The following is a 25,839-nucleotide window of genomic DNA, read 5'->3' as shown; positions in this document are numbered from 1 at the left end:
TCTAAGTCTGTCGATACAGCAGGTATGCCATAACGACAGACGATCATAAACCGGTTATACGAGCTGACCCATTTTACCGCTGTGATAATCCTCATAAGCTTGTACGATACGCTCTTCGGTATCCATAACAAATGGACCATCAAAAATAATGTTATCTTTGATGGTATCGCCACCTAGTAGCACCAACTCGACATCGGCATCACTGGCTATCAATGTAACACTATTGCCCGTAGATAAAACGGCAATAGATTCTGAACCAAGTTTGCGTCCGTCAGCTAAAACCAATTGACCAATCACCACATAAATCCCAAGCTCTTCGGCACTTTTTTCATCCACATCCAAAGTAACACTTTGATTGGCAGGCAGGCGAACATGCGCTAATAGGTTGGTGGTTTGGGTCTGAATGGGGCCGTTATGACCTTCAAGATGGCCTGCAATAACGCGGATGGTGGCTTGATCTTTATTAAACTCAGGGATTTTGTCGCTATGATATTCTTGATAGCTGGGTTCCATCAGCTTTTTGTCAGCGGGTAGGCTTGTCCATAACTGTAGTCCGTGACGACCACTGGTTGGCTGTTCGGCATGGATCATACCGCGTCCTGCATTAATATATTGGGCATCAAGTGCGTTCAACTCGCCTTTTAGGCCTTTGCTGTCACGGTGGGCAACGCCGCCTTCAAAAAGGTAGCTAATCACTTCAATCCCAGCGTGTGGGTGCGGTTTATCCCCAATACCACGCATGCTTTGGTGTTTGTAATGATCAACGAATACATAGGGCCCAATAGAAAATCGGTCACGCTGAGGCAGGGCACGCCATAACAGCATGTCCCCGTCATCGATGGCTTTGTGTGCTGATAAAACCTCGGTAATTGTTCTTGTTTTGTTTGGCATAATTTAATTCTCTCTTGTTGTGTTTTTATCACATAGGTTTATGGTTATATAGGTATTTATTAGAAATTATCAAGTATTGACAGAGGGTAACAGCACTTAAGATGGTGTACCCAGGAGGAGTCTATTAAGAGAGTGAATTCGTTATAGTATAAGCGATTCTATTGTATGACACAGAGTCTAGGATGGGCTCAAATAACGATTTTTCTTTAATATAAATATTTCTAACAAATAAATCATGCTTTAAATGAAAACAATTATCATTTGTGTTATTGTTAGTTAATATTTAGTATCATAATCAATACATTATAGTAACTAAATAATAATGAATAGCATTTTAGACAATTATCAGTCTTATTTTATGGAGAAATTTATCAAGTTATTTAAGCAGGCCAGCAGTGCAATCAATGTCATGGAGTACAACAGGTTGAGTAACGTTATACACGTAATGAGTCAAATTGCACGTCCCATAACATTGACATCACCCCGTTTCTTATCCGTTTGTGTGGGGGCAGCGATGCTAGGTACACTGCCATCAATAGCCAGTGCAGTAGAAATAAATAATGCAGAAGCAGACAATACAGTAGAAAATGCTACGACAACACCAACACCTAAAACGCAGGCAAATGAACGAATAGATCGGGCGGCCGCACCCACTGTCACGCTAGATACTATAAAAGTGGTAGTCTCTAACAACGATATTAGTGAAGACAGTGATAGTTACGTTTTTGAGAATGCATCAACTGCAACGGGTTTGGCTTTGTCTGCACAGCACACACCGCAATCGGTCACGACCATTACCCATCAGCAGATTGAAGATCAAGACCTAGAAGATGTTGCCGATGTATTACGGCACACGCCAGGGGTTAGCCTGCTGACCTTTGACGGTGGGCGTACCATGTCGTCTGCACGTGGTTTTGATATCACTCAATATCAAATTGACGGTCAAGATGTTGATTTTAATGGTATTTGGACAAAGGGCGAAGACTTTACCAGTACTGCTATTTTTGACCGTGTCGAAGTGGTGCGCGGCGCAACAGGATTAACCAGTGGCTCAGGTGAGCCTTCAGCGTCTATTAATCTGATTCGTAAACGTGCCAATAGCCGTAACCCTGAAGCCATGATTCGTGTTGAAGGTGATCATCATGGTCAATATGGCGCAATGCTCGATGCCAGTACGCCATTAATAAAAGGGGGCGACATAAGAGGGCGTTTTATCGCGCAATATAAAGATGGTGATACTTTTATTGATCGTGAAGAAAAACAGCTTGGCTTATTATATGGTGTGGTCGATGCTGATATAGGCGACAAAGCCACACTTAGTATAGGGGCATCGCAACAAGATACCAAGATAGATTCGGGCATGTGGGGCGGATTGCCTGCATACTACTCAGATGGCGGAAAAACGTCTTGGGATGTAGACCGAAATAGCAGTGTGGACTGGGTAGAATGGGACAATAAAAATCGCACGTATTTTGGTACATTAAATTACGATATTACCCCTGATTGGCAGTTTATGTTGCAAGGCAGTCGTAGTGAAAATGAAGCAGATGACAAACTGCTTTATTTACTAAGCAATACGATCGACAGAGAAACAGGCATGGGTGCAGCTACTTACAATAGTTACTCTGGTGGCGACCGTAATCAAGACAACTGGAAAGCCACTGTAAATGGTGTTTTTGATGCCTTTGGTCAAACCCATACAGTGCAATTTGGCGGCAGCTATAACAAAAATGAGCTAAAGAGTTACGCGCACACGGCTACGCCTAATTATGAGCCGATAAACTTTTATACTTGGAATGGCGATTATCCAGAGCCCATTTGGAGTGATAAAAGAACTACCGCTGATGTTGATACTAAAGAAAAGAGTCTATTTGTCTCGGGTCGTTTCCAGCTCACAGACCCGTTAGCGTTGGTGCTGGGTACACGAGTAACCGATTATGACAGTGAAGGTTTTGATTCAGGCGTGGATATTGATGTGTCACACGATGATAAATGGGTGCCCTATGTAGGCGCCACCTATGACATCAATGATAACCACACCGTATTTGCCAGTTATACCAGCATTTTTGATCCACAAATAGAGCGGGATGTTAATAACAATTTGCTTGACCCCGTTGATGGCGACAACTATGAATTGGGTATTAAAAGCAGTAACGTGACGGGCACGCTACAAGGTCAATTTAGTGTGTTTCGTATTAAGCAAGATAATTTAGCACAGCCAGTGGCGGGCACAACCATTATTAATACAGATCCGCCGCAGCAAGCTTATATACAAGCAGATGGCGCAACCAGCAAGGGGGTAGACATCGAGGTGACGGGGCGTATTAATCCTGATTGGCAAACCAGTATTGGTTTTACCCAGTTTATCGCAAAAGATGATAATGACGATAGAGTTAATCCGCAGTTTCCAGACAGAGTATTCAAACTGTTCACCACTTATGACATGTCTTCATGGATACCCGGCTTAACGGTAGGCGGTGGTATTAATTGGTCAGATGAACGCCACACCTTACTGACCAATCCAGCAACGCAGACGCTGGAGAAGTATGAGCAGAATAACGTGACTTTAGTAGATATTATGGCGCGTTACAACATTACAGACAGTTTGGCGGCGCAACTCAATGTAGAAAACCTATTTGATGAAGAATACCTGAGTAATACGGGGTTCGGTTTTGGTCAAATCAATTATGGTAAGCCGCTGACACTATCTGGAAAACTAAGCTATACGTTTTAATACTTATCGTGATTCAGAGAGCATGATTCATAGAACATGGTTAAGAGAGCATAATACAATGTTTGGTGTGCCCAGTATCAACCATACTGATGACGTAAATCATTAATATATAAAGGATTAGTTTTAATTTTATTTCTTTATACCAACAAATATACCAACATTAATTTAAATCTTGATTATAAAAAACTGAGCTTTGTTTACAGATTGTTATATCAAAAAGTTGATTTAGAGGCTCTTACTGAAGAATACAACATTCATATTAAGATAATTAGATGAAAATGTTTTATTAAACCCTAGTTTTTTTAGAAGATTATGAGCAGGATAATTTAGATCTTCGGAAAAAGCTATTATATTCTGAAAACCCCTATTTTTCATATCTTCTATTAATTTAGAAGCCGCTTCAATGACATATCCTTTACGTCGTTCGCTTTTGATCAATCTAAACCCTAATTCTGCTTCATTTCTTCCATCTAATAAACATGTCTCAAAACCGCAGTAGCCAATAATCTTACTCGTATTTTTAGGTATGATGGCTAATTTTCCAAAGCCATATTTTTCATAATGTTCTAAAATTTCATAAAAACGGTCTGTAGCGTCTTTAATATTTAAGGCTCCATTAGGTGAAAATACCATAAAATCCCTATCACGAAACAGCGAAATAGCTTCATCTAAATCTTCTTCAGTAAATGCTCTTAAAAATAAATTTTCAGTTTCAAATATAATCATTCTTTAATCTACCTAGAATTAGTATGGTATGAATGTGTAAATACCCCATTCTTAACACAACATCATCGTAGAATAATTAAGCCACCTGTCTGTACTCGGCAGGTGTCATATCATTAAGTGAATCATGGGGTCTTTCAGTGTTATAAACCTTGATCCAGTCCTCAGTCAGCTTATTAACCTCGTTTAAATTATTAAAAAGATAACAGTCTAAAACCTCATTGCGGTAACTGCGATTAAACCGTTCAATATAAGCATTCTGATAAGGACAGCCAGGCTCGATATAATCAATATAAATACCATGAGCTGATGCCCAATCAGTGAATGTGCTAGATGTAAACTCACTGCCGTTATCCACACGAATTTGCTTAGGATAACCATGCCACTCGGCTAACTGGTCGAGGTAGCAAATCACTCGGAGTGATGGAATGCTGGTACCAATATCAATGCCTAATACTTCACGGTTGTAATCATCAATCACATTAAAGGTTCGAAAGCGAATATTGTTGTGCAGCTTATCGCTCATAAAGTCCATAGACCAAGTATGCCCCAATGCGTTTGGCACACTTAGCGGCTGGGGATTACGTGTTGGTAGCCGTCTTTTAGACTTACGGCGTAGGTTTAAGTTTAACGCTGTATAAACACGGTGTACTCGCTTATGATTCCATGAATAGCCAAGCTTGCGTATACGCTTAAAACACTTTGGGAAACCCCAACAATGGTGCTTGTCAGTAAGCTCATTTAAAACATCAATAATCTCACTATCATCAGATAGCTTAGGCTTATAGTAGTAAGCGGTTCGACTCATGCAGACAACCTGACAACTTACCGCAATACTGACACCATACTGCGCCTGCAGTTCTTGTGCCCAGACTTTGCGCTCAAGGGCAGGCGCTATAGCTTTTTTATGATATCTTCGGGCATCTGCGCTTTGAGGCTTAAATCAGCATACATCTGTTTTAGCCTACGGTTTTCTTCTTCAAGCTCTTTTAGTCGCTTAACATCAGAGGTTTCCATACCGCCGTACTTGGATCTAACTTCGCTATCGCTCCGTCTTGCGTCACTAAAACAGTCTCCCAGACTGTTTCTTGACGTTCCTCATTATAAAGGTCGAGCTAGCAATCCCGTATTTACGGCACAGCTCTTTAGCAGGTACCCCAGCTTCTGCTTCTTTTAATATCGATACGATTTGGGTCTCAGTCATTCGTTTGCTCATATCAAAACTCCTTATGGGTATTTTATAAGAAATTCTACGTTTGAGCTGTGTTATTTTAGGGGATAGTTACATTTGAATAGCTAACCCTGTCTGAATTACATCTTGAGCTGTAATAGCACTGATTGGGTAGTCACCGATATGATTAAGAATATGATTATTCAAATAGCCTTTAAGCCTTTGGACATTTTTTGGGGTGGTATCTTGTTTCTCTGAGATATAGGCATTTGCTATAACTCTGAATAGGTCTTTTTGCTCAAAGCAGTTTTTTTCTTTTTCTCTATGCTCTTTTGGATCAATACCATTAGCTAATAACTCTTTAGCTTTGTCGCGTTCTATCCTAGCTTGCTTCAGAGATATTTCAGGTGTGAATTTACCATCAATAGTCTGATTGGCAGTTTTATATGAGCCAATGTGTAATGTCTTTTGTTTAGGTTTTATATCTTTATCAGATTGATAGCGATATGCCATAACCCAGTAGAGTGATCCCTTAGGGTCATGAATTAGATACAGACTGTCACCATCTGAGTGCCTCATACGTTTGGCTGGTGGTGACTGTTTAGCGAGTGATTTGATGCCATTGTCTGATAACAGATAATTTTTTCGCTTATTCATCACTACACCAATTAAAAATATAGTTTGCGGTCGTGTACAACAGTATGTACAACATTTTATAGGTGTTAATAGGTAATGACAAGTTATACCAAAAGACTAAAGTGTTTGGTATCAAGGGGCTTGAGGTAATGCGAGGTAAGTTTGAAATACAATGTTTGGTGTGCCCACGAGGACTCGAACCTCGATCGGTCGCTTAGGAGGCAACTGCTCTATCCTGTTGAGCTATAGGCACATAAATAAAGCTATTTTATCATAACAAACCCAGCGTTTTACCCATTTTTTTTGGCATTGATAGATAAACATAAACCGCAGGCCTCAGTGTATCTTACTGGTTAAAAACCATCAGATTATTTTGTAAATAAAATAACAACGATCTACCCGTTGGACTAAAAACCAAAGTCACTAGTGCTATAATGCCGCGATAATCGATAGTTATGGAGGATGTACATTATGGCTCGTACGGCAAGCGCATTACATATCTTAGTAAAAGACAAAGAGCTGGCTGAAGAGATTATTGCCAAGCTTAATAAGGGCGCACATTTTGATGTGCTGGCTAAGAAGCATTCAACCTGTCCATCAGGTAAAAAGGGCGGCGACTTAGGTGAATTCAGAAAAGGTCAAATGGTACCAGCATTTGATAAAGTCTGCTTCAATGGCGAGCTGTTGACACCGCATTTGGTAAAAACAAAATTTGGTTGGCATGTGGTTAAAGTGCTTTACAGAAACTAAGCACTATAATCTGAGCCTGAACAGTAAAGGCTATGCAAACACAGTTGAGATGAGGATAGGACTTAAAGGTGACCTATCTAAAATTAAGGCCTAAAAAAGACGGATAAAGATGGATATTGAAAGCGGCACCGATAACCAAATTGACAATAAAATAGATATTATCTATGAAGATGAGCATCTGGTCGCAATTAATAAAGAAGCGGGTCTATTGGTGCATCGCAGTTGGCTTGATAAGGGTGAGACACGATTTGCAATGCAACTAACCCGTGATGCCGTAGGTTGCCATGTCTTTCCAGTACATAGGCTAGACAGGCCAACATCGGGCGTATTGTTGTTTGCTAAGAGCGCTGCTGTGGCACGCAGCTTGACCGAAGCTTTCACTGAGCGCAAGGTTACTAAACGCTATTTAGCGGTGGTGCGCGGCTTTATGACAGAGCAGGGCAGCGTTGATTATGCGTTAAGCTTTAAGCCCGATGCCATCGCTGATAAGTTTGCCAACTTAGACAAGCCTGCTCAAGAAGCGGTCACTCACTGGCAGAGCTTAGCCCAGACTGAGCTGCCATTTGCAGTATCAAAAAAGCACGATACTAGCCGCTATAGTCTCATGCGTTTAATACCTGAGACGGGGCGAAAACATCAGCTACGCCGTCACATGAGACATTTGTTCCATCACATCATAGGTGACACCAGCTACGGTGACGGACGCCACAATAAATTTTTTCGTACTCAATATGATTGCACGCGCATGCTGTTACATGCTCAGACTTTATCGCTCACTCATCCTGTTACTGGTGAGCCGTTGATGCTCGAAGCAGGTTTTGACGATCAATGGACTCGAATTTTGGAAGCGTTTTCTTGGATAGATAGTGCAAACCCTTAGCATGTGATAATTGAGTTAATCAAACCTCCTCTCATCGACACATCGTCGGAGTTAACCTTGTATTTATCACCGGTCGCCGTAAAACCACCCACTTTAGGGGGTGGATATAAGGCGACACACACTGTCGTTATCAGTATTTAAAGTATTGCAAGTTAAAATTAACCTCGCCATACTGACCCTATGAAAACCCTCAAACTACGCATTAAAGACAAGCACATAAAAGAACTGAATCGGATAAGCGGTTCGGTAAACTTCGTGTGGAACTATGTTAATGCGCTGTGCTTTGAGCATCTAAAACGTACTGGTAAGTTTTTTAGTGCTTATGATCTAAGTGAGTACACCAAAGGAAGCGGTGAGTATTTAGGATTACACAGTCAGACTTTACAAGCTATCAATGAGACTCACGCCAAATCTCGTAAGCAATTTAAAAAAGCCAAACTTAACTGGCGCAGCAATCGTCCTGATGCCAAGCGTAAATCCCTTGGGTGGATACCTTTTAAGAAATCGGCTATTAAATACCTAAGCACAAGACAAACAGGCAAAAAGGCACTTAAATCAACTCTTCAATTATCACTATCCAAAGGTCAAAAGCTTATTATAGATGTATTCGATAGCTACAACCTCAGTCTATATCAAATAAACACGCTTGAGATAGTACAAGACAGCCGTAATCGTTGGTATGCGTGTATCACTGTTAAAGACTACCCCAAACAAGCAAGTGGTAAAGGTAGCGTTGGTATTGATTTGGGCTTAACAGAGTCTGCCACTACATCAAACGGTGACAAGCTGACTATTAAGCAAACGCAAAAATGGGCGAATAAATTAGCAGTCGCCCAGCGTGCTAAGAATAAAAAGCATGTCAAAGCAATGCATGCCAAAATTAAAAATACAAGATTAGACTTAATTCATAAATTCACCACCAAGCTAGTGCAGAGTAATGCCTTAATTGTGGTCGGTGATGTTAAATCACGCTCATTTACAACTAAAAAGACCAAAATGGCTAAATCGACATACGATGCAGGATGGTTTGAACTTAAACGACAACTGGAATATAAATGCAAGCATGCAGGTTGTCAGTTTGAGATGGTAAATGAGAGTTACACTACCCAAACCTGCTCGTGCTGCCTTAAAATAAGTGATAGTAGTCCAAAAGGTAGAGCAGGTCTTGGAATAAGAGGATGGAGGTGTGCTGAGTGTGGCACATGGCATGATAGAGATATCAATGCTGCTAAGAACATCCTTGCGGTCGGGCTTGACCGTCTAGTTGTAGGAATCCCCTCGGTTTAGCGAGGGGAGGAAGTCAAAGGTAGCAATGCTGTGTAATTCTGACGATATTCAGAACATAAATCACAATCATAATAACAATAAAAATGGTGTCAACTCTTTGCGACAGTAGTTGACGTTATAGTGGTGTTTGATGGTTTTCTTTTTGTCATAATGGGTTATGCTTATATGAGCGTTGTATCTTTGCTATGACTGTATTTATTTGAACTTCCATTAACAAAAGATTGCCTCCTTATGTTCAAGATTATCCAATCACATCGCACCGAAAACTTAGTCGATGAACTGCTGGTCGAATACCAATCAGTGCAGCAGTCTATTTTTGATCCCTTTGTGGTGATTGTGCCGTCAATGGTCTTAGGTGATTGGCTTGATAAAACCATTGCCAGCCGTGCTGGTATCAGTACGCTTGTGATGACTAAGTTCTGGGGTCAATACCAGTGGACACTGATGCAAGATGTACTCAGTCAGCATAATGCTTATCTGCTGCAATCTGATCCTGATGCGGCGGTGCTTAACGTGCCTGAGGTGGCTGTGCTGTCACCCACGGTCATGCAGTGGCGTCTGTTTGGCTATCTGACCTATTATCAGCACACTATCATTGAGGATGATAAGCATCCGGTATATCCATTGTTGTCCTCATTGATGGATGCGCCACAAGAAGGTGTTGAGCCAGACCAAGCACAGCAAGATGCGCGTATCTGGCAGCTGGCAAGTGATTTGGCACGGGTGTTTAACCGCTATTTAACCCACCGTGAGGACTGGTTAAGCCTGTGGTCGGCTAATAAGCCACTTGATGTGGATGCGTTGATTGCAGAAAAAGATACGTTGTCTTTGCGCTTTGATCAATATGCACGCGGTACTCCAGAATGGCTGGTGGCGCATTATGTAGAATTGGAAGCGGCTCAGCGTTATCTGTGGTCGCAATTGTTCGCTGATGTGCATCAGTACCGTGCCCAGTTAGAAAAAACCTTTTGGCACGCATTACAGAGCAATAAGGCGGGCGAGCAAGATCAGTTGCCCAAAGTACTGCGTATTTTTACCATTCAGCAGCTACCGCAGACTGAGCTTGATTTTTTGCAGCGTTTGTCACGTTACATGGACATCACCTTACTGCACTACAACCCCTCTAAGCTATTTTGGGCAGATATCGTAGATAAGTCGTGGCTACAGCGCCAGCAGATTATTAACCCTGAGAGTGTGTTTTTACGTGATTATGGGCACAGTTTGCTGTCACGTCTGGGTAAACAGTCTCGTGATACTTTTGCCATGCTTGCTAATTTATCCGGTAACGAGCTGCATGGTGATGCCGTTGTGGATTGGCAAGATAATTTTGAAGATGGCGAGTTTGGGGACTTGAGCGATGAGTTTGGTGCTAAGGCAGATATTGATAGCGATGATAACGCACATGACGCCCCCTCTTATCAACCTCACAACAGCCCCAGCTTATTAAGACGGCTACAAAATGATGTGCTGATGCTTGATGAGCGCTCTACCCAGCAAGCCACAGCAGTTAAAGTGTCACAGGCTATTAGCGAGCAAATCGAGTTAAGCTTCGATGATGCCAATGCTGCTGCCTGGTATGAGGATGAGGTACTTGAGAACAAACGCTTTGAAAAAGAGCGTCTGTGGTCAATATCCTCACAAGATAATAGCCTCAGTATTCATTCGTGCCACAGCTTGCAGCGTCAGCTCGAGGTGCTGCGTATTATGATTGGACGCTGGCTTAATGAGCCACTGCCGCCGGGTACAAAAAAGCGTCATATCTCTGACATCGTGGTGCTGCTGCCCGATGTGGAGCGCCATCATGCACTGATTAGCTCAATCTTTGTCAATGGTAGGGGTCAAGATGGGCTGACCTTGCCGGCCAAAGTCACCGGTGTGGTTGACGCCTCCATTCGCCAATTATGGGAGGCGATTATTGGGTTTTATAAACTGCTTGGCAGTGACAGTGCCCGCTTTGAAGCCGCGGAGGTGCTAGATTGGCTGATGCTACCGCCGCTATATGAAAGCTTTGGTTTGACCCATGATCAGATGAGCCGTGGCTGTGATTTATTGGTAGAGGCAGGCTTCATTAGAGGCTTTGATGAGCAGCATCTTAAGCAAACCTTAGACGGCAATGACTTTGATTACCGCTTTAGTTTCGCCCAAGCGCTAGATAGGTTAACGTTGGGGCTGATTATGCCAGAGGCACAAATGAGCGATTGCTTGTATCCGCTTGATGCCCAGCAATGGCCAAGCACAGCCATTGCTGAGATGAGCTTGCCATTGCCTGAAGTGAGCCTCAATGATGCCCCGATTATTGAGGCCCTATGCCGCATTTATAGCGGGCTACTGGCAAGACGTAATGATCACAAACAAAAGCTAAAGGCAGAGGATTGGCTGAATCAAATTGAGCGACAAGTGATTCACCGTTATTTTGGCGATGTGGATCAAACCCGCAGTATGCGCGCCATTTATAATGCCATGAACGGCTTTAAATCGAGCCTGCGCGCCAACCGTCATTATCGACACTATGCCAGTAGTGACAATACCAATAACCAAGAGGTTGAGCAAAGGCTGGCAAGGGTTGAGCAGCTACCTTTGAAGCTCAGCTTTATGCTAGATAGTATCGAGGCGGAGCTTGAGAGTCAGCAGGTGAGTGCCGAGCCGACAGGGGTGATTACCTTCGGCCGTTTTGGGGCATTAAGAAATGTGCCCTTTGATTTGGTGGTCATGCTCAATATGAATCTCTCTGAGTTTCCCGCACGTGACCGTGACAATCGCTATGACTTGATGAAGGCGACCCTATCACGCCGTGGCGATAGAGTGAGTGAAGACGATGACAATGGTGCATTTTTAGATGCGTTATTATGCGCGCGCAGTGCCTGCTGGATATTTTATAACGGTCAAAGTTTAACCGATACTCATGAGCATTTACCGGCCAACCCTGTCAGCGAGCTGCTGCAATTCTTGCAAGGCGAGGTGCAGTGGCAAGTCAATTCACTCGACAGTTTGTCAGAGGTGGTAGACCCCACTACCGAGAGCCTAAAGCGTCATTTACCAAAGCTTGTCAAACAGTGGCTGGTGACCGAGCATCCCGCACTGCCCTTTGATAAGCGCTTATTTGAGCAACCGCTAGAAAATGGTAGGGCAGTTGAAGACAGTGTTGCATTACAAAAAAATAGCCTAAGCAATAAAAATGACACCCAGCAGGTAGCAGTACAGGATTCCGCTAAAAAGGATTTAACTCAGAAGAATTCAGCTGACTTAAATGGTGCCAATGATGAGCCGTCTGAGTTTGACGCTTTAGAGGGCCTATTAAATAAAGCGATGCAAAAAACCAAACTGGCGCAGCAGCGTCAGTTCCCACCAGCCCCTCTATGGCAAGCGGTATTTCATACCTTAAAATCTCGAGACTCTAAGGCACATCCGCAGCTGGTCAGCTTACCTAATAAAGCGCATTATGAAGCAATCGCTCAGTTATTGGGATCTGGCTTGGGACAATTGGGGGGTATCGACAATCAAAATTTGCCTGCCTTAACTGATCTGTTGTCAATTGATGCTGATTTAAATGGTAATGAGCAGAATAAAGCCTTAGCCCAACGGCTGTTTGATATTGGTGAGATTGACGTTGAAGGGGCGCTTGCCTATCAAGTACGCCATCCTGCCAAGGCCTTTTTACGGGCACAAGAGGTGCATGTGGTTCAAGGTGAGGAGGCGATGGCACATCAAGAGCCGCTGTTTTTGAATAGCCTCAGCACCTACCAGATCAAAGATTATTTGATTCATCAATTGGCAAATGCTTCGCCAGCGATGGGTTCAGACAACGCCCAAAGTATAGAGACATCAGCGGCTCAAGCCACACCAATTTTAATGTATCAAAAAATCATGCCAGCTGGGGTAGCACGCCATACCACTTTACCCAATCAACAACAAAAGCTGCAGCAGCAATGCCAAGCTTTTCAAGAGCAGTTGCTCGCTAACGGCATTGAAGTTCACGAGGCGGATGTGGGCTTGCCGATTATCAGCCCCACTATCGAGCATCCTGTACAAGTAGATTTGGCACGTGTGTTGCCACAAAAACAGAGCGCATCTTTACTAGCCCTTTTACCCCAAACAATTAAGATCAAAGGTGTGGTACCCATACAGGTTAATGATAAAGGCGCGCAGCTACAAGCAGGCATCTCTTATGCCGAGCAGTCGCCTAAGCACTGGTTTAATATCCTGCCCAATTCTGCCAGTCCCAGACATCTGCTTAAGTTTTGGTTATCGCACCTGTATTGGCAGGTTGCCAGACGCACCACAGCTGAGCAGGCGGCATTAAATGATGGTATGAGCATTTGGCGCTTTAATAAGTCAGGCACTAAGGCCAAAAAGCTTGAGAAAGCCACAGCATTTAAGTTTGGCCCCATCGTTTATGAGGATGCTGTCATTGAGCTGGTTAAGTGGGCCATTTTTGCCAATCTATCTGGTCAAATACCGCTCACCTTATTACCAGAGTATGCGCTTGGCTATTTGGATAACTGCCTAAAAGCGCAAGAAGATGAGGGCGCTGAATATTGGCCAAAACGAGGCGATTTCTTAGAGTGGCTGTTCCCTAACTACACGTCAGATTCGGTCTATGACACTTGCTCGCAGCATGCTATTTGGCAATATATTCTGCGCGATCAAGATGCCTTTAGCGCACTAGCCACTGCTTTGATGGCTTTGGCACAGCCTTTGTATTCGCCTATGTTTGACACGCTTAATGGGCTAGAGGGATAAGATCAGCCAGTTAGACCGGCACATTGAGTAATTAAGCTACGATATTGATCCTATAGACAATAATTAAAAAAGTATATCTACCTATGACAGACATCACTGATAACACGACCTTAGATACCCAAGCACAAGGGCTAGCGGATGATTTAGCCTCGTATGCGCATGCTGACAGCGATGTGCCCAATGAGTCGCATCAGGAGCATAACAAGGAGGTGATACCGGCTGTTGATGTGGCGTTAAGCGGTCGACATCTTATCGAGGCGTCAGCGGGCACAGGTAAGACTTGGACCTTAACTGGTATTGTACTGCGGTTACTTATCGAGGCGCGGCGTGCGCCTGAGCAAATTATAGCGACCACTTTTACCCGAGCGGCAGCGGCTGAGATGCGTCAGCGTATTCATGATCGCTTGGTGGATTTTTATCAACTGCTGCAATGGGTCAATAACCTAAGTGCAGATTTGGCCAATAAAGAGCACTTATATCCAGATATCCTGCAGGTCACCCCTGAGGCCAGTAAGGATCAACGACAGGCAGATAAACAGGCAGACAAAGCGGCTAATGCTAGTCTTGCTGACGATGAGCTTAACCAAGACTTAGCGCATGACAAACAGCGAGAAGCAGCGCACAAAGCCACTGCCAAGAAAATTCGTGCCAAGTGGTTGGTAGAGCAGGCAAAAAATGCCCGTTTAGATGACATCATGCAAGACCCGATTAACCTGCACTTGGTGGGTTACTTGCTGGATCATATACACAGTTATCCGATGACAGATGCCATTCGCCGCACCGCACTGGTATTAACCACACTTGATAAACTGTTTGTGGGCACGCTTGATAGTCTGGCACAAAAATGGCTGGCAGAATATAGCAGTGAGACAGGTCATCAGCAAGGTATGGCCATTATTGAAGACAGTCAGATTGAGCAGGTGACCGACAGTATTATTCATGATGAGCTGCGACAGTTTCAAAGCCGTTTGTATTACGAGCAGCCTAAGCTATATGCACTCATGGAGCAGCAAGGCAAGCTGACCGATGTCAGTGATCATAAGTCCTATGTGAGCCGCTCGCTTAACTTTATTTCTGCACCTATTGATGAGGTGGCGCTAAATGAGGCTTTTGACTTCGCTGATTTGGAGCAGCTGCTAGAGGGTTTTGCTAGGCTTGATTTGACAGATATTCAGCCGTACTTAAATCCTGATTATCGAAAGTCACAAGGATTTAATGGTCGATCTAGTCTACAGACTCGGTTTGAATTTATTACTGAGATTCATGAGGTAATCGCTGACAAAGGCGTGAGCTTTGAGAGTTACCTAAGTGAAGATGCTAAAAAACTATTGGGGTCATTAAGAGATGCTCAGTTCCCCAATGATGACGGAAAAATAAAGAACTTTAATAAGAATAAAGAAAAACAGCATCAAGCCTTGTTCGAGCTAGAAACCATCTGCCAGTTAATGTCCATTATGGATAAGATGGATCGTTTAAATCAGCATATTTTGCTATTGTTGGCCACGCTTAATCGTCATATTGTACTGGCTGTCCGTGACAGGTTACCGATCATTTTAGAAGAGCGTGGCGAGACGACGTTTAGCCTGCAAATGGTACGTCTGAATCAGGCATTGACCGGCCGTCAGGGAGAGAAGCTGGCACGTTATATCCGCCACCATTATCCGGTTGCGCTTATTGATGAATCACAAGACATCAATGGCGAGCAAGCCATTATGATTGAAAGTATTTATCTGCCGAGCCATAAACGTCAGCACTCAGGCAGTCAGACAGGCGATGAGGATAAGCAGTCGACTAATACCAAGTCTAATCAAGAGTTTTTGTTGTTGGTTGGCGACCCAAAGCAAGCCATTTATGGCTTCCGCGGCGGCGATGTTGCCAACTATAATTATATGAAAGCCCAGTTTGATAAAAGTAGTCTATGGACACTAGATATCAACCGCCGTTCTAACAAAGGGGTCATTGACGCCTTAAACTGCTGGTTTGGTATGCCGACGCCCACGACAAGCGAGAACAAATTTGCTGAGCTCGGCAGTCACATTTATTATCAGCACATTACTGCAGCCAAGCTTGAGAAGCAGTTGTCCTGGTTTAATGACTTAGACAGTCATCAAGCCGCTACATCAAGCAGCGCTGCAACAACAGATGTTGATTTAGTTACTGACGTGCTATCTGCTAAGCCTGTCAGCGTCTTGCATCTGCCTTATGACAAAGAGCTTGAATACGATGAGCATGAAGTGACAGCACGCCATATTGCTGCTTTATTAAACAGCGGCCAGACCTTAAAAGGTAAACCTATTCAGCCTAGTGACATTGGGGTGCTGGCACGTGCCAAAAAAGACTTAAAGCGGGTAGAGGATGAGCTGGTTAAGTTAAATGTAGCGACTTTGACCACCAGTGACGTGAGTATCTTTGAGACCATCATGGCTGAAGACGTGGCTGCTTTACTGAGCGCCATGCTCTATCCATACCGTCACGACATGATTAATCGCGTACTGACCAGCCATCTGTATGGGCTGAGCATCAAAGAGGTCAAAGCGATGATGACCGACCATGAATCAGGTGTCGCTCAAAGCGATGAGGCAGCCGTCAAAGTAGCTGCTCATACCAATAGTGTCACTAACGGTAGTATCCAAGGGGATACTGGCAAAAAAAGCTATCAAGATGTCATCAGCTATCTTAAAGAAGCGGCTCAGCGTTGGCAGAATTTCGGCATCTTATCAGCGATGCACTATTTGCTAGATAAAAGCAGTGTTCAGCCGCAAGGTGTTTGGCAAGCTTTAGCGGCTCATCCTGAAGGCGATCGACATATCATGGATTTGCGCCATGTGATGGATATCTTGGCGCAGTATGGTATGGGTATGGGTGAACATGAGCTGCTGGCGTGGTTTAGACAAAACATAGACGCTGCACCCAACAGTGACTGGGCCAAGCAGTACCCACTGCCGACAGAATCTGGCGTACAGCTAATGACCATTCACAAATCTAAAGGGCTTGAGTTCCCAATTGTCTATGTGCTTGGCATGGGCAGTGCCAGCCGCAAGTCGGGCAATAAAGAAGACTATGGGCTGTATTTGTATAATGCTCAGCAAGCGCCTAATGCCTTGGTACAGAGGGCGCAGAGGGTACAGGGCTCTTCTGGTAATCAGCGCCGTTTTTCAGCGGTAAAAGACTCAGCGACCACACCAGGCTATTATACAGATATCGAGACCCAAGAAGATTTTGAGGAGTTTCGTCGCCTCGGGTATGTGGCCTTTACCCGTGCCAGTGAGCTGCTTTATGTGGTGCTGCGAGACCCAAAAGATAAGACTGGGTTTGATCTAAAGCCGGTGTTTTATTGGTTTGATTCATCAGAGCCGAAGTTTGAGCTACCTGATAGACTCAAAGGATCAATAGGCATGGTACGCGGACAAAAAGTGCATGAGTTTTATCAAGACAATGATACTAAGGCCAAAACTCATCACTTAACGGACAGTACTCAGGCTACCCTTACTCAGCCGCGTTTAGAGCCGATCAAATACGATAAATTTTCTGATGTGATGCGAGACAATTACTTTTATGGCTGGGCCAAGACCAGCTTCACCGCGCTTGCCCGTCAATTGGATGAATCCACACAAGCGATGGCTGTGGTCGATGAGCGTATCGATGATGCCACATATATTGATATTAGCGAGGCAGATGGCGCTTTAAATGCCCAGATACAGGAGCACGGACTAGCCATTAAAGCTGTAGATGACATTCGCTTTAGCTTTGTTAAAGGCGCTAATGCGGGTACGTTTTTGCATGAAATCTTTGAGAAGATACATTTTACCAATCCTGAGCAATGGCCTGCGGTGATAGACAGAGCGGTCAGTGGCTATCAGCTACCCCTGGCCTACGCCAGTGTGGCGCATCAAAAGCGCATTTTAGAAGCCAGCAGACAAGGGGCGAATAACAAGACTTATCATATCGATGAGCGGGGGCTTCAGCATCAGGCATTAATGAGCTGGATTAATGAGGTTTTGCACACGCCATTATTGGCTTCAGGTCAGAGGTTGGTGGACATCTCACCCAAGCAGCGCTTTGCAGAGATGGGCTTTAATATGGGATTATCTGAAACCTTTAAGGCGCAGCAAATTAACACCTTATTTGAGCGTTATTTGCCCCATGAGCCTGACAAACACATCCGCTTAACAGCTCAAAGTAGCAGCCAGTTATATCGTTATCTGCGCGGTGAGATTGACTTGGTTTATGAGCATGCAGGCAAATTTTATGTGGTTGATTATAAAAGTAACTTTTTAGGAAATAGCCTAAGCAATTACGATGAAACCACCCTAAAATTAGCGATGAGTAAAGCAGGCTATTGGCTACAAGCCGCGATTTATCAAGTGGCGCTGCATCGCTTTTTATCGATGCGTATCGCCGATTATACAGGTAATGAGGCTAAGTATTTGGGCCCTGTTGAATATGTATTTTTGCGGGGGACTTATGCGCCAGCAATGACAGAGCGCGCTGAGGACTACCCCCCACGTTATGGACTGGTTGCTTGGGATATTCCCATTGAGTTTGTAAAAGCGTTAGATAAGCTATTTGGTAAGCCTCAGTAGCATCGCTGACAGTTGATTATCCATTTTTAGCCTTTGAGCCATTACCCTTAAACCTTTCATCCAATAATAGGTCTGATAACTTAATGAAATCCAATAACAATACGGCAACTATGCGCGTTGAAGAGAGCTGGGCTGATACCATTAGTGACTATATTTTACAGCGCCGAGCTCAGACGTATGCGGCATATGTACAGCCAAGTGACACCAACACGTCAACAAATTTTGTAGAGACTGACCGTTATTTGTTCAAATCGCTGTTTATGGTGTTGGCTAAGCAGTTGGAGGAGGGGCATACTGTATTAACTCTGCGCCAAAATAGTACTGAGCTGGCATTACAGGGCAGGGTAGCGGGCAAGGTAGCTAAGCTTTATGCGTGGCAGCGCGATATTCTACAAAGTTTGGCAGGGCCTTTGTTTGATCTGATTGACAGTGATGCGGCTTTGGCTGCTATCGCACAGTCGCAAGAGGATACTCAAGGCGAGCTTGCGCACTCTGAGGACAGTGATCCTATCTTTAACCTACTTAATATTTTGATGACCCGTGGTAATGAGCTGTGGTTACAGTTAAGCCTTCCTAATAGCAGTAAAGCTCAGCTGGTTGAGCGTTTTAAGTTGGTTCAGCAGCTATACGAGTTAATGCAAAATGATAATAAGGCAGATGAGTTGAGTGAAAAAGGGTTGATAAATAGCCTAAGCAAATTTATGCAACATGTAGATCAGCACCCTTTATTTACCCAGATGTCATCGGCACTGCTAGCCAAAGAAAATAGCCTAAGCAAAAATATCTCAACTTCAAAACAAACACCCATCATTTACCACAGCAATCAGCCGCACAACAATCATTTAGACAAGCACTTAAATACAGACAAAAAAATAACTTTCTGGCTGCATCGTACTTGGCAAGCTGAGTTTAACCTCGCTAAAACCATACAAAATATCTTAAACCAGCCAATAAAACCCTTAGATATCCATATTCCTGACAATCTCAATGCTCAGCAGGTACAAGCAGTTAAAGTCGCTAATGAGAACGCTTTTAGCATCATCACGGGCGGGCCTGGTACGGGAAAAACCTATACCGTGGCACAGCTTGTGATTGCCTTACAGCAGGCTCAGGCAAATAGCGATGCACAGCAAGCATTAGGGGAGGGCGCTACGATTAGATTTAGCACAGACAGCGCAGGGCTTGCTCTGTCGGCACCAACGGGTAAAGCGGCACAGCGTATGCAAGAATCACTACAAGCGGCTTTAGACAACGCTCAAGTAGAGGTGCAGCTGCAAGAAGCAAAGACCATTCACCGTCTGCTGGGGATCGGTAGAGATGGCAGACCACGCTATCATGCAGGTAATCCTTTGGGGGAGGACATCATTATTGTCGATGAAGCCTCAATGCTCGGCGTAGAGTTGGCCAATTACTTAGTGAGCGCCATTAAGCCAGGGGCAAGGCTAATCTTATTAGGTGATGCCAATCAGCTGGCCGCAGTGGATGCTGGAGCAGTGCTCGCGGACTTATGCCGTATTGATGTATTGCAGCCCATTCATGCACAGCTGACAGAGAGCCGCCGCTTCCATGCCGACTCGGGTATTGGTAAATTGGCCACGCAGATTAATACAACACCAACGGACATGCAGCAGGTGTGGCAGCTATTAACCCATGACGAGGCGTTACAGTTCCAAAGCGTTAACATTCAACTGGGCAGTGATGCTATTGATAGGGAGACTGACGATGTAGAGGCGGCTGTTTTTAATCATCAATTAATAAATAGCCTAAGCAATAAAAAAATTATTTCAAAACTGTCCCAAAACTACCTTCCATATTTAAATAAAATCCGTCAACTAATAAAGCATCCCATAGCAAAATCCGTGCCAGAAGCAGTAAGCCTTACTGTTTCTGAGCTTATGAGTGAGTTTAACCGATTTCGGATCTTAACTGCCGGACACAATGGGGAGTGGGGAGATCATAATATCAATGACTATCTGACCCACTGGCATATGACGCAGCTTAAGCTGCCTTTGGGCAAAAGTCCTTGGTTTCATGGCAGACCGGTTATGGTGTTACAGAATAATTATGAGCTGGGTCTATTTAACGGAGATATTGGTATTTGTTTGCAGACACAGCAAAAAGGTGAGGGTGGCCGTTTAGAGGTGTTTTTTGAGAATAAGACCCAAGGTATTGCGGTCAATTTGCTTAATGATGAGCTGATTGCTACCGCGTATGCCATGACTATTCACAAGTCGCAAGGCTCTGAATTTGATCATGTTGCAGTTACCTTTGATAATAGCAACAGCCGACTGCTTAGCAAAGAGCTGATTTATACTGCAGTGACCCGCGCTAAGAAAAAGGTAAGTATTTTTAGTACCAAACGTGCGTTACAAAAAGCGGTGCAGACGCCGACGCAGCGCTATACAGGTCTTGCTTTACAATTTGAGCAAAAGGCGGCTGTTGATTAAATATTAAAGCGACTAAGTTTTCGGCACAAAAAAGCACCTATATAGGTGCTTTTGAGTTAAAAGACTGGTTAATTGATAGGGTGTTTCAATTAAGGCAGTTTGTCTTCTTTGATGGCATAGATGCCAGGAAGATGACGTAAATAACCATGAAAATCCATACCACAGCCGTAAACATAGCGGTCGTCAACATCCAAACCAACGAAATCTACGTTGAAGCCTTCTACTTTGCGATCATGCTTCTTATTTAGTAGCACACAGCAATCTACTGACGCTGGGTTTTCTTTTTTCAGCTCTTGTACGATAGCCTTTAACGTGATGCCTTCATCAAAAATATCATCAATTAAAAGCACATGCTCGCCTTCAATGTTAACGTCTGGCTTAAAAGCCCACATTAATTCATTGGTACCTTGGTTGTCACGATAGCGAGTTGCGTGGATGTAATGCATACGATGGTAGAAGGTTAGGTGGGTCAGAAGTTGACCGGCTGGAATCAAGCCACCATTCATAACGACCATAACAATTGGGTTCAGGCCTGCATAATGTAGGTTTAATTGAGCAGCCAGGCGCTCATAAGCAGCAGCCACTTCAATGCTACTGATTAAGCATTCTGAATTGCGTAGTGTTTTCTCGATTTCTTGATTGCTGATTTGGCTCATAGTAAGGACACGCAGTTATTTTGTTGAAAGGATCTATTTTAACAGGATTAGCCAATTTGAGCCAACCCTGTTAACGCTATCCATCAATATTTACTGCTTTTCAATGATAAAAGGTCTATAAAACGCCACCAAACGATTTAAAGACTCTAAGGGTAATTGCGGAAACAGCTTATTAATAGCCACCTCTAGTGCCTTATTAATGCCTGCCTTGGCAACTGGGATAGACTTACGCTTGAACATACCAAGTGGTAAAGTCTCAGAGAAGCGAGTAATAAAATGGTCTACCACGGCGTGGTTCATTGCCATGAGGGCTGCTTGCAGCTTTTCTTTATCTACTGACGTTTCGGTAACTGAATCAAAACCTTCGTTGATGGTTTTTGCTGTCGCCTCATCAAGTTTAAAGCCGACACGCATGATACCATTGGGGTCTTCAAAATAAGTTTCGTTCTTTAGATAATCAAAGTTTGGTAGCACCTCTTTATTGCTGTCTTTACCCAATAAGATGTTGAGCATGGTATCAGTTGCGCTCTCAATCTTATTGACGATGCCTTTCATTTTCGCTTTGCGTTCTTCATCAGGAATCACGCTAATTAAATTAACCAGCAAGTTATCAATAATCTCAAGACCAATTTGATGTGAGATGCTGTTACGAAGCGGATAATAAGCCTCATCACTATTGGAAGAGATTTTTAATTCTGCCTCTTCGATCATATTTGATAATTTATTGGTGGGTTCAAATCCGAAATAATGGGTCATTTTAAGTCCTTTTATAACCTATAGATAATAAATGACGATCGTCAATACGCTTAATAATCGTCATAAGTAGTTCTAATATAACTCAATTAATTCCCAATCACCTAAAGTGTTTCAAAACTATAGGGTCACAAATCGCTATTAATTAATAATTAACACACCTTTAATGTGCCTATCATTTAGAGCGGCAATTGCGAATAAAACCCATTGTCAGCTGTCTTACCGAGCCTTTTATTCGGTATAATAAATCCTTAGCGTAATAATTGAGCAAGAAAGCTGTTGCAAATCTTTAAAGTATAAGATTGAATTCAGCCTTCTTAAAAAGTAATTTCCTTTATTTTATTAGCCTGTTAAAAGTAAGCTAATCCAAGTGCCACAAGCTATGGTGCTTGTTAAGTGGCTATCCTAACGTTCGGCTTTTCAAGGAGTGATAAATGAACAGTGCAGTGGTTTTACTGTTTGGTGTCTTAGCCATGCTTGGTGGCTATTTATTTTATTCTAAATTCTTTGCAAAACACATTTTAGGTCTAGATAACTCAATTCCCACGCCTGCCCATACTATGAAAGATGGCATCGATTATGTGCCGACCAACAAGTATGTGCTATGGGGACACCACTTTACATCAGTTGCAGGAGCCGCACCTATTATTGGTCCAGCTATTGCTGTGATTTGGGGCTGGGTGCCAGCTGTATTATGGGTAGTATTTGGTACTATCTTTATGGCCGGTATTCATGATATGTCGGCGGTTTGGGCCAGTATGCGTAACAAAGGCCAGTCCATTGGCTCTATTGCTGGATCGGTTATGGGTGGCCGTGTGCGCACCTTGATGATGGTTGTGATTTTCTTATTGTTATTGATGGTAAACGCCGTATTTGGTGTGGTTATCGCCAATATGATGATCAAAACGCCCACAGCGGTTATCCCAGTATGGGGCGCCTTGGTAGTGGCCTTTATTATTGGCCAGTGTATCTACCGCTTTAAAATGAATTTGGTGATCGTCTCAACCTTGGGTGTTATTGCGTTATATGGCCTCATTTATATTGGAACCTTGGTACCTGTAGTATTGCCTGAGACTATGTTTGGTCTACCTGACAATGCGGTTTGGATTTTATTCTTATTCTTCTATGCCGCTGTGGCCTCTTTATTGCCAGTTTGGATGCTATTGCAGCCACGCGACTACATCAATGGTCTACAGCTATTTGTGGGTCTAATTTTATTATTTGGTGCTATTTTGATTGCCACACCAGATATTGTCGCACCTGCCATTAACCATAACTTGCCAGTTAGCACGCCCTCTATCATGCCACTATTATTCGTGACGGTGGCTTGTGGTGCAATCTCTGGTTTCCATGGTCTAGTTTCAACCGGTACCACCTCTAAACAGATCGATAAAGAAGAAGACACCCGCTTCGTGGGCTACTTCGGTGCAGTCGGTGAAGGTTTGCTGGCATTAGGGGCTATCTTAGCGACAACAGCCGGTTTTGCAAGCCTAGCGGAATGGGAAGGCATCTACCAAAAATTTGGTGACGGCTCTATCGGTGCCTTTATCGATGGTGGTGCGACTATTTTAAATAATGGTATGGGCATTGAGATTGTATTATCGCAGACCATCTTGACCGTTATGGCTGCACTATTCGCCGGTACCACTATGGACACTGGTGTGCGCCTACAGCGCTATATTTTCCAAGAGTTCGGTGAGGTGTATAACTTGCCAGCATTGAAAAAAGGCGTGGTAGCGACTTTGCTTGCAGTAGGTACCTGTTTGTTAATCGCCTTTGGTGCCGGTGGTATCGATGGCTCAGGTGGTATGATCATTTGGCCTCTATTTGGTACCACTAACCAGTTGATGGCGGCCTTAACTTTAATGATTGTCACGGTTATCTTGTTACGTAAAGGCAAGACGGTTTGGTATACTTTAGCGCCGCTGTCTTTCTTGCTAATTATGGCCGTATTTGCGCTTATTTTACAGCTAAAAACTTTCTATACAGATGGTAACTGGCTGTTAATCGTGATGGATATCATCATTTTAATTGCAACAATTATGGTCACCTTTGAGAGCTTCTCAGTTTTACGCCGCGAGTGGAAACAGAACAAAGCTTAATAAGAATGGTATAAGTATAAAAACATAAAAGTGCTGGCTTAGGCCGGCATTTTTATTAACCAATTTTTGATAGGCGACTATGGTGGATGTCAAATACGTCTGTATAATTAAAATAAGACTGAAGCAAGCTAAGGAGATAAACCCATGAGTATAGAGCCTACGCTATGGCAGCGTTTTGTAGAAGGATTGACTGAGTTTTATCACGCCCCTTATCGGCAGACCTTGGCCCGCGCAGCTCGCGAGGAAGAGGACTTATTTATGTTGCTACTGTTCTGTGAAAGTCTGGGTATTGATAATCCTGCAAGCTTTTATACGTTGGAGTTACAGCCTATATTTTTAGAAAAGTTCCATGAGTGGCATCAGCGTATGGGCATGCCGCGCTGTCCACTGCAACATGGGGGCTGCTGCTAAGTTCACTCAGACCCATCATCTGTTAATTTAAGAAGAAAAACATGCAAAAACTCATACAATTGGTCGATCAGCTACAGCATCTCCCCATTATATTTGTGGGCGGTAAAGGCGGGGTGGGCAAGACCACTACCGCAGCAGCTTTAGCCAGCCAGCTCTCAGCACGCGGTCAAAAAACCTTGGTCATCTCAACCGATCCAGCGCACAGCTTAGGTGATGTGTTAAATAAAAAATTAAGCAATACCATCAGCAGCTTAGCGGCTAATTTGGATGCTTTAGAATTAAATCCTGATTTAATTATTGAGGAACACTTTGCTAGAGTAGAGCAGACGATTAGCAGTTATGCTCATCCAGATATGTTGCCGAAGATTAAGCAGCATCTGCAGTTATCCAAAAGTGCGCCTGGAGCACAGGAGGCGGCGATGCTTGAGGCCATTTGTCGATATCTAGTAGACACCGTACAAACAGGTGAGTATCAGCACGTTATTTTTGATACGGCGCCTACAGGTCATACACTGCGCCTGCTTATGCTGCCTGAAATGATGGCAGCTTGGACCGACGGGTTATTAACTCAGCAGCGCCGTCAAGCTAAGCTAAAAGGCGCTGCTGATAACTTACGCCCACATAAGCCTAAGTCAGCTCTGACCAATCCTTTTGCCGATGCCAAGCCGGTAGACAAATGGCAGCAGGCGGTTGAGGTACTTAACAAACGCCAAACGCTATTTAAGCAAGCTGGTGCGCTATTGCATGATAGACGTAGCACAGCTGTGGTGCTGGTATTAACTGCCGATAATTTACCTATAGAGGAGACGCGGCGAGCCGCCGAGCAGTTAAGGCATGCGAATATGGCACCAGCAGCTTTAGTGGTGAACCAATTAATTGCTGAAACACAAAGTGATCCCTTCTGGCAAACCCGTGCCGCGCGCCAGCAAACACTGCTCGCACACATTGAGCAAGATTTTGCGCAATACCCTTTGTATGGGGTATACCTACAGCCTTCGGATATTCGTGGTGTTGAAGCGCTGCAGCAGTTGATTTAAGCTAGCACCAACCCAAGCTGCAGTGCCAACCAATCAAG

15 protein-coding genes, 1 tRNA gene and 1 pseudogene are annotated in these 25,839 nt (G+C 43.7%); 10 read left to right on the top strand and 7 right to left on the bottom strand.

Going from position 1 to position 25,839, the window contains the following annotated elements:
• Nucleotides 1–54 precede the first annotated feature (54 nt).
• Nucleotides 55–891 carry a pirin family protein gene (locus DLE54_RS05965; protein ID WP_110816579.1) on the bottom strand — a complete coding sequence of 279 codons (837 nt, stop codon included), beginning with the start codon at nucleotides 889–891 and terminating at the stop codon, nucleotides 55–57.
• Between the two features lie 445 nt (nucleotides 892–1,336).
• On the opposite strand from DLE54_RS05965, the gene DLE54_RS05960 reads away from it, so the two are divergent.
• Nucleotides 1,337–3,625, top strand: a complete 2,289-nt coding sequence (locus DLE54_RS05960; RefSeq protein ID WP_162617732.1) for a TonB-dependent siderophore receptor — start codon at nucleotides 1,337–1,339, stop codon at nucleotides 3,623–3,625.
• A gap of 225 nt (nucleotides 3,626–3,850) precedes the next feature.
• Here DLE54_RS05960 and DLE54_RS05955 read toward each other — a convergent pair whose 3' ends face one another.
• From DLE54_RS05955 to DLE54_RS05940, 4 genes and pseudogenes are all read right to left on the bottom strand, one after another.
• Complete coding sequence (locus DLE54_RS05955; RefSeq protein WP_197708939.1) at nucleotides 3,851–4,345, bottom strand: GNAT family N-acetyltransferase; 495 nt, start codon at nucleotides 4,343–4,345, stop codon at nucleotides 3,851–3,853.
• 82 nt (nucleotides 4,346–4,427) lie between these two features.
• Nucleotides 4,428–5,564 (bottom strand): annotated as a pseudogene (locus DLE54_RS05950) (IS3 family transposase).
• A 66-nt stretch (nucleotides 5,565–5,630) separates the two neighbouring features.
• Entirely contained in the window at nucleotides 5,631–6,176 is a 546-nt protein-coding gene (locus tag DLE54_RS05945) for an integrase arm-type DNA-binding domain-containing protein (RefSeq protein ID WP_110816575.1), read from the bottom strand.
• Nucleotides 6,177–6,332: 156 nt separating this feature from the next.
• Nucleotides 6,333–6,408 (bottom strand) — tRNA-Arg (locus DLE54_RS05940).
• 218 nt (nucleotides 6,409–6,626) lie between these two features.
• On the opposite strand from DLE54_RS05940, the gene ppiC reads away from it, so the two are divergent.
• The 6 genes from ppiC to recD all read left to right on the top strand — a co-directional run bounded on the left by ppiC (nucleotide 6,627) and on the right by recD (nucleotide 20,842).
• Nucleotides 6,627–6,905: a peptidylprolyl isomerase PpiC gene (gene ppiC / locus DLE54_RS05935; RefSeq protein WP_011960471.1), complete on the top strand. Its 279-nt coding sequence runs from the start codon at nucleotides 6,627–6,629 to the stop codon at nucleotides 6,903–6,905.
• A gap of 109 nt (nucleotides 6,906–7,014) precedes the next feature.
• Nucleotides 7,015–7,785 carry a tRNA pseudouridine(65) synthase TruC gene (gene truC / locus DLE54_RS05930; RefSeq protein ID WP_110816574.1) on the top strand — a complete coding sequence of 257 codons (771 nt, stop codon included), beginning with the start codon at nucleotides 7,015–7,017 and terminating at the stop codon, nucleotides 7,783–7,785.
• A 180-nt stretch (nucleotides 7,786–7,965) separates the two neighbouring features.
• Nucleotides 7,966–9,072, top strand: coding sequence for an RNA-guided endonuclease InsQ/TnpB family protein (locus DLE54_RS05925; protein ID WP_110816573.1), 1,107 nt, complete (start codon nucleotides 7,966–7,968; stop codon nucleotides 9,070–9,072).
• A 231-nt stretch (nucleotides 9,073–9,303) separates the two neighbouring features.
• On the top strand, nucleotides 9,304–13,812 hold the full coding sequence (locus DLE54_RS05915) for an exodeoxyribonuclease V subunit gamma (RefSeq protein WP_110816572.1): 4,509 nt from the start codon (nucleotides 9,304–9,306) through the stop codon (nucleotides 13,810–13,812).
• Between the two features lie 83 nt (nucleotides 13,813–13,895).
• Nucleotides 13,896–18,395 (top strand): UvrD-helicase domain-containing protein, encoded by a 4,500-nt coding sequence (locus DLE54_RS05910; RefSeq protein ID WP_110816571.1) that lies wholly within the window; start codon nucleotides 13,896–13,898, stop codon nucleotides 18,393–18,395.
• A gap of 83 nt (nucleotides 18,396–18,478) precedes the next feature.
• Nucleotides 18,479–20,842 carry an exodeoxyribonuclease V subunit alpha gene (recD, locus tag DLE54_RS05905; protein WP_110816570.1) on the top strand — a complete coding sequence of 788 codons (2,364 nt, stop codon included), beginning with the start codon at nucleotides 18,479–18,481 and terminating at the stop codon, nucleotides 20,840–20,842.
• 89 nt (nucleotides 20,843–20,931) lie between these two features.
• Here recD and DLE54_RS05900 read toward each other — a convergent pair whose 3' ends face one another.
• Together DLE54_RS05900 and DLE54_RS05895 are read right to left on the bottom strand one after the other, a co-directional pair.
• Complete coding sequence (locus tag DLE54_RS05900) at nucleotides 20,932–21,498, bottom strand: hypoxanthine-guanine phosphoribosyltransferase (RefSeq protein ID WP_011960466.1); 567 nt, start codon at nucleotides 21,496–21,498, stop codon at nucleotides 20,932–20,934.
• Between the two features lie 90 nt (nucleotides 21,499–21,588).
• Complete coding sequence (locus DLE54_RS05895) at nucleotides 21,589–22,254, bottom strand: hypothetical protein (RefSeq protein WP_110816569.1); 666 nt, start codon at nucleotides 22,252–22,254, stop codon at nucleotides 21,589–21,591.
• Between the two features lie 431 nt (nucleotides 22,255–22,685).
• Between DLE54_RS05895 and DLE54_RS05890 the strand changes: the two genes are divergently transcribed.
• The 3 genes from DLE54_RS05890 to DLE54_RS05880 all read left to right on the top strand — a co-directional run bounded on the left by DLE54_RS05890 (nucleotide 22,686) and on the right by DLE54_RS05880 (nucleotide 25,801).
• Nucleotides 22,686–24,353 carry a carbon starvation protein A gene (locus DLE54_RS05890; RefSeq protein WP_011960464.1) on the top strand — a complete coding sequence of 556 codons (1,668 nt, stop codon included), beginning with the start codon at nucleotides 22,686–22,688 and terminating at the stop codon, nucleotides 24,351–24,353.
• Nucleotides 24,354–24,497: 144 nt separating this feature from the next.
• Nucleotides 24,498–24,764 carry a cory-CC-star protein gene (locus DLE54_RS05885; protein ID WP_011960463.1) on the top strand — a complete coding sequence of 89 codons (267 nt, stop codon included), beginning with the start codon at nucleotides 24,498–24,500 and terminating at the stop codon, nucleotides 24,762–24,764.
• A 41-nt stretch (nucleotides 24,765–24,805) separates the two neighbouring features.
• Nucleotides 24,806–25,801: an ArsA family ATPase gene (locus tag DLE54_RS05880; protein ID WP_110816568.1), complete on the top strand. Its 996-nt coding sequence runs from the start codon at nucleotides 24,806–24,808 to the stop codon at nucleotides 25,799–25,801.
• The last annotated feature ends 38 nt before the right edge of the window (nucleotides 25,802–25,839 follow it).

Source organism: Psychrobacter sp. YP14 (genome assembly GCF_003209315.1).
Taxonomy (GTDB): domain Bacteria; phylum Pseudomonadota; class Gammaproteobacteria; order Pseudomonadales; family Moraxellaceae; genus Psychrobacter; species Psychrobacter raelei.
This window is presented reverse-complemented; position numbering and strand designations above follow the sequence as displayed.

What these genes read in the sequence shown, in the direction of transcription:
- DLE54_RS05945 (WP_110816575.1), bottom strand. Translation starts at nt 6,176, where the DNA reads ATGAATAAGCGAAAAAATTATCTGTTATCAGACAATGGCATCAAATCA.
- DLE54_RS05910 (WP_110816571.1), top strand. Translation starts at nt 13,896, where the DNA reads ATGACAGACATCACTGATAACACGACCTTAGATACCCAAGCACAAGGG.
- DLE54_RS05915 (WP_110816572.1), top strand. Translation starts at nt 9,304, where the DNA reads ATGTTCAAGATTATCCAATCACATCGCACCGAAAACTTAGTCGATGAA.
- DLE54_RS05900 (WP_011960466.1), bottom strand. Translation starts at nt 21,498, where the DNA reads ATGAGCCAAATCAGCAATCAAGAAATCGAGAAAACACTACGCAATTCA.
- DLE54_RS05885 (WP_011960463.1), top strand. Translation starts at nt 24,498, where the DNA reads ATGAGTATAGAGCCTACGCTATGGCAGCGTTTTGTAGAAGGATTGACT.
- truC (WP_110816574.1), top strand. Translation starts at nt 7,015, where the DNA reads ATGGATATTGAAAGCGGCACCGATAACCAAATTGACAATAAAATAGAT.
- DLE54_RS05880 (WP_110816568.1), top strand. Translation starts at nt 24,806, where the DNA reads ATGCAAAAACTCATACAATTGGTCGATCAGCTACAGCATCTCCCCATT.
- recD (WP_110816570.1), top strand. Translation starts at nt 18,479, where the DNA reads ATGAAATCCAATAACAATACGGCAACTATGCGCGTTGAAGAGAGCTGG.
- DLE54_RS05890 (WP_011960464.1), top strand. Translation starts at nt 22,686, where the DNA reads ATGAACAGTGCAGTGGTTTTACTGTTTGGTGTCTTAGCCATGCTTGGT.
- DLE54_RS05895 (WP_110816569.1), bottom strand. Translation starts at nt 22,254, where the DNA reads ATGACCCATTATTTCGGATTTGAACCCACCAATAAATTATCAAATATG.
- DLE54_RS05965 (WP_110816579.1), bottom strand. Translation starts at nt 891, where the DNA reads ATGCCAAACAAAACAAGAACAATTACCGAGGTTTTATCAGCACACAAA.
- ppiC (WP_011960471.1), top strand. Translation starts at nt 6,627, where the DNA reads ATGGCTCGTACGGCAAGCGCATTACATATCTTAGTAAAAGACAAAGAG.
- DLE54_RS05925 (WP_110816573.1), top strand. Translation starts at nt 7,966, where the DNA reads ATGAAAACCCTCAAACTACGCATTAAAGACAAGCACATAAAAGAACTG.
- DLE54_RS05960 (WP_162617732.1), top strand. Translation starts at nt 1,337, where the DNA reads ATGAGTCAAATTGCACGTCCCATAACATTGACATCACCCCGTTTCTTA.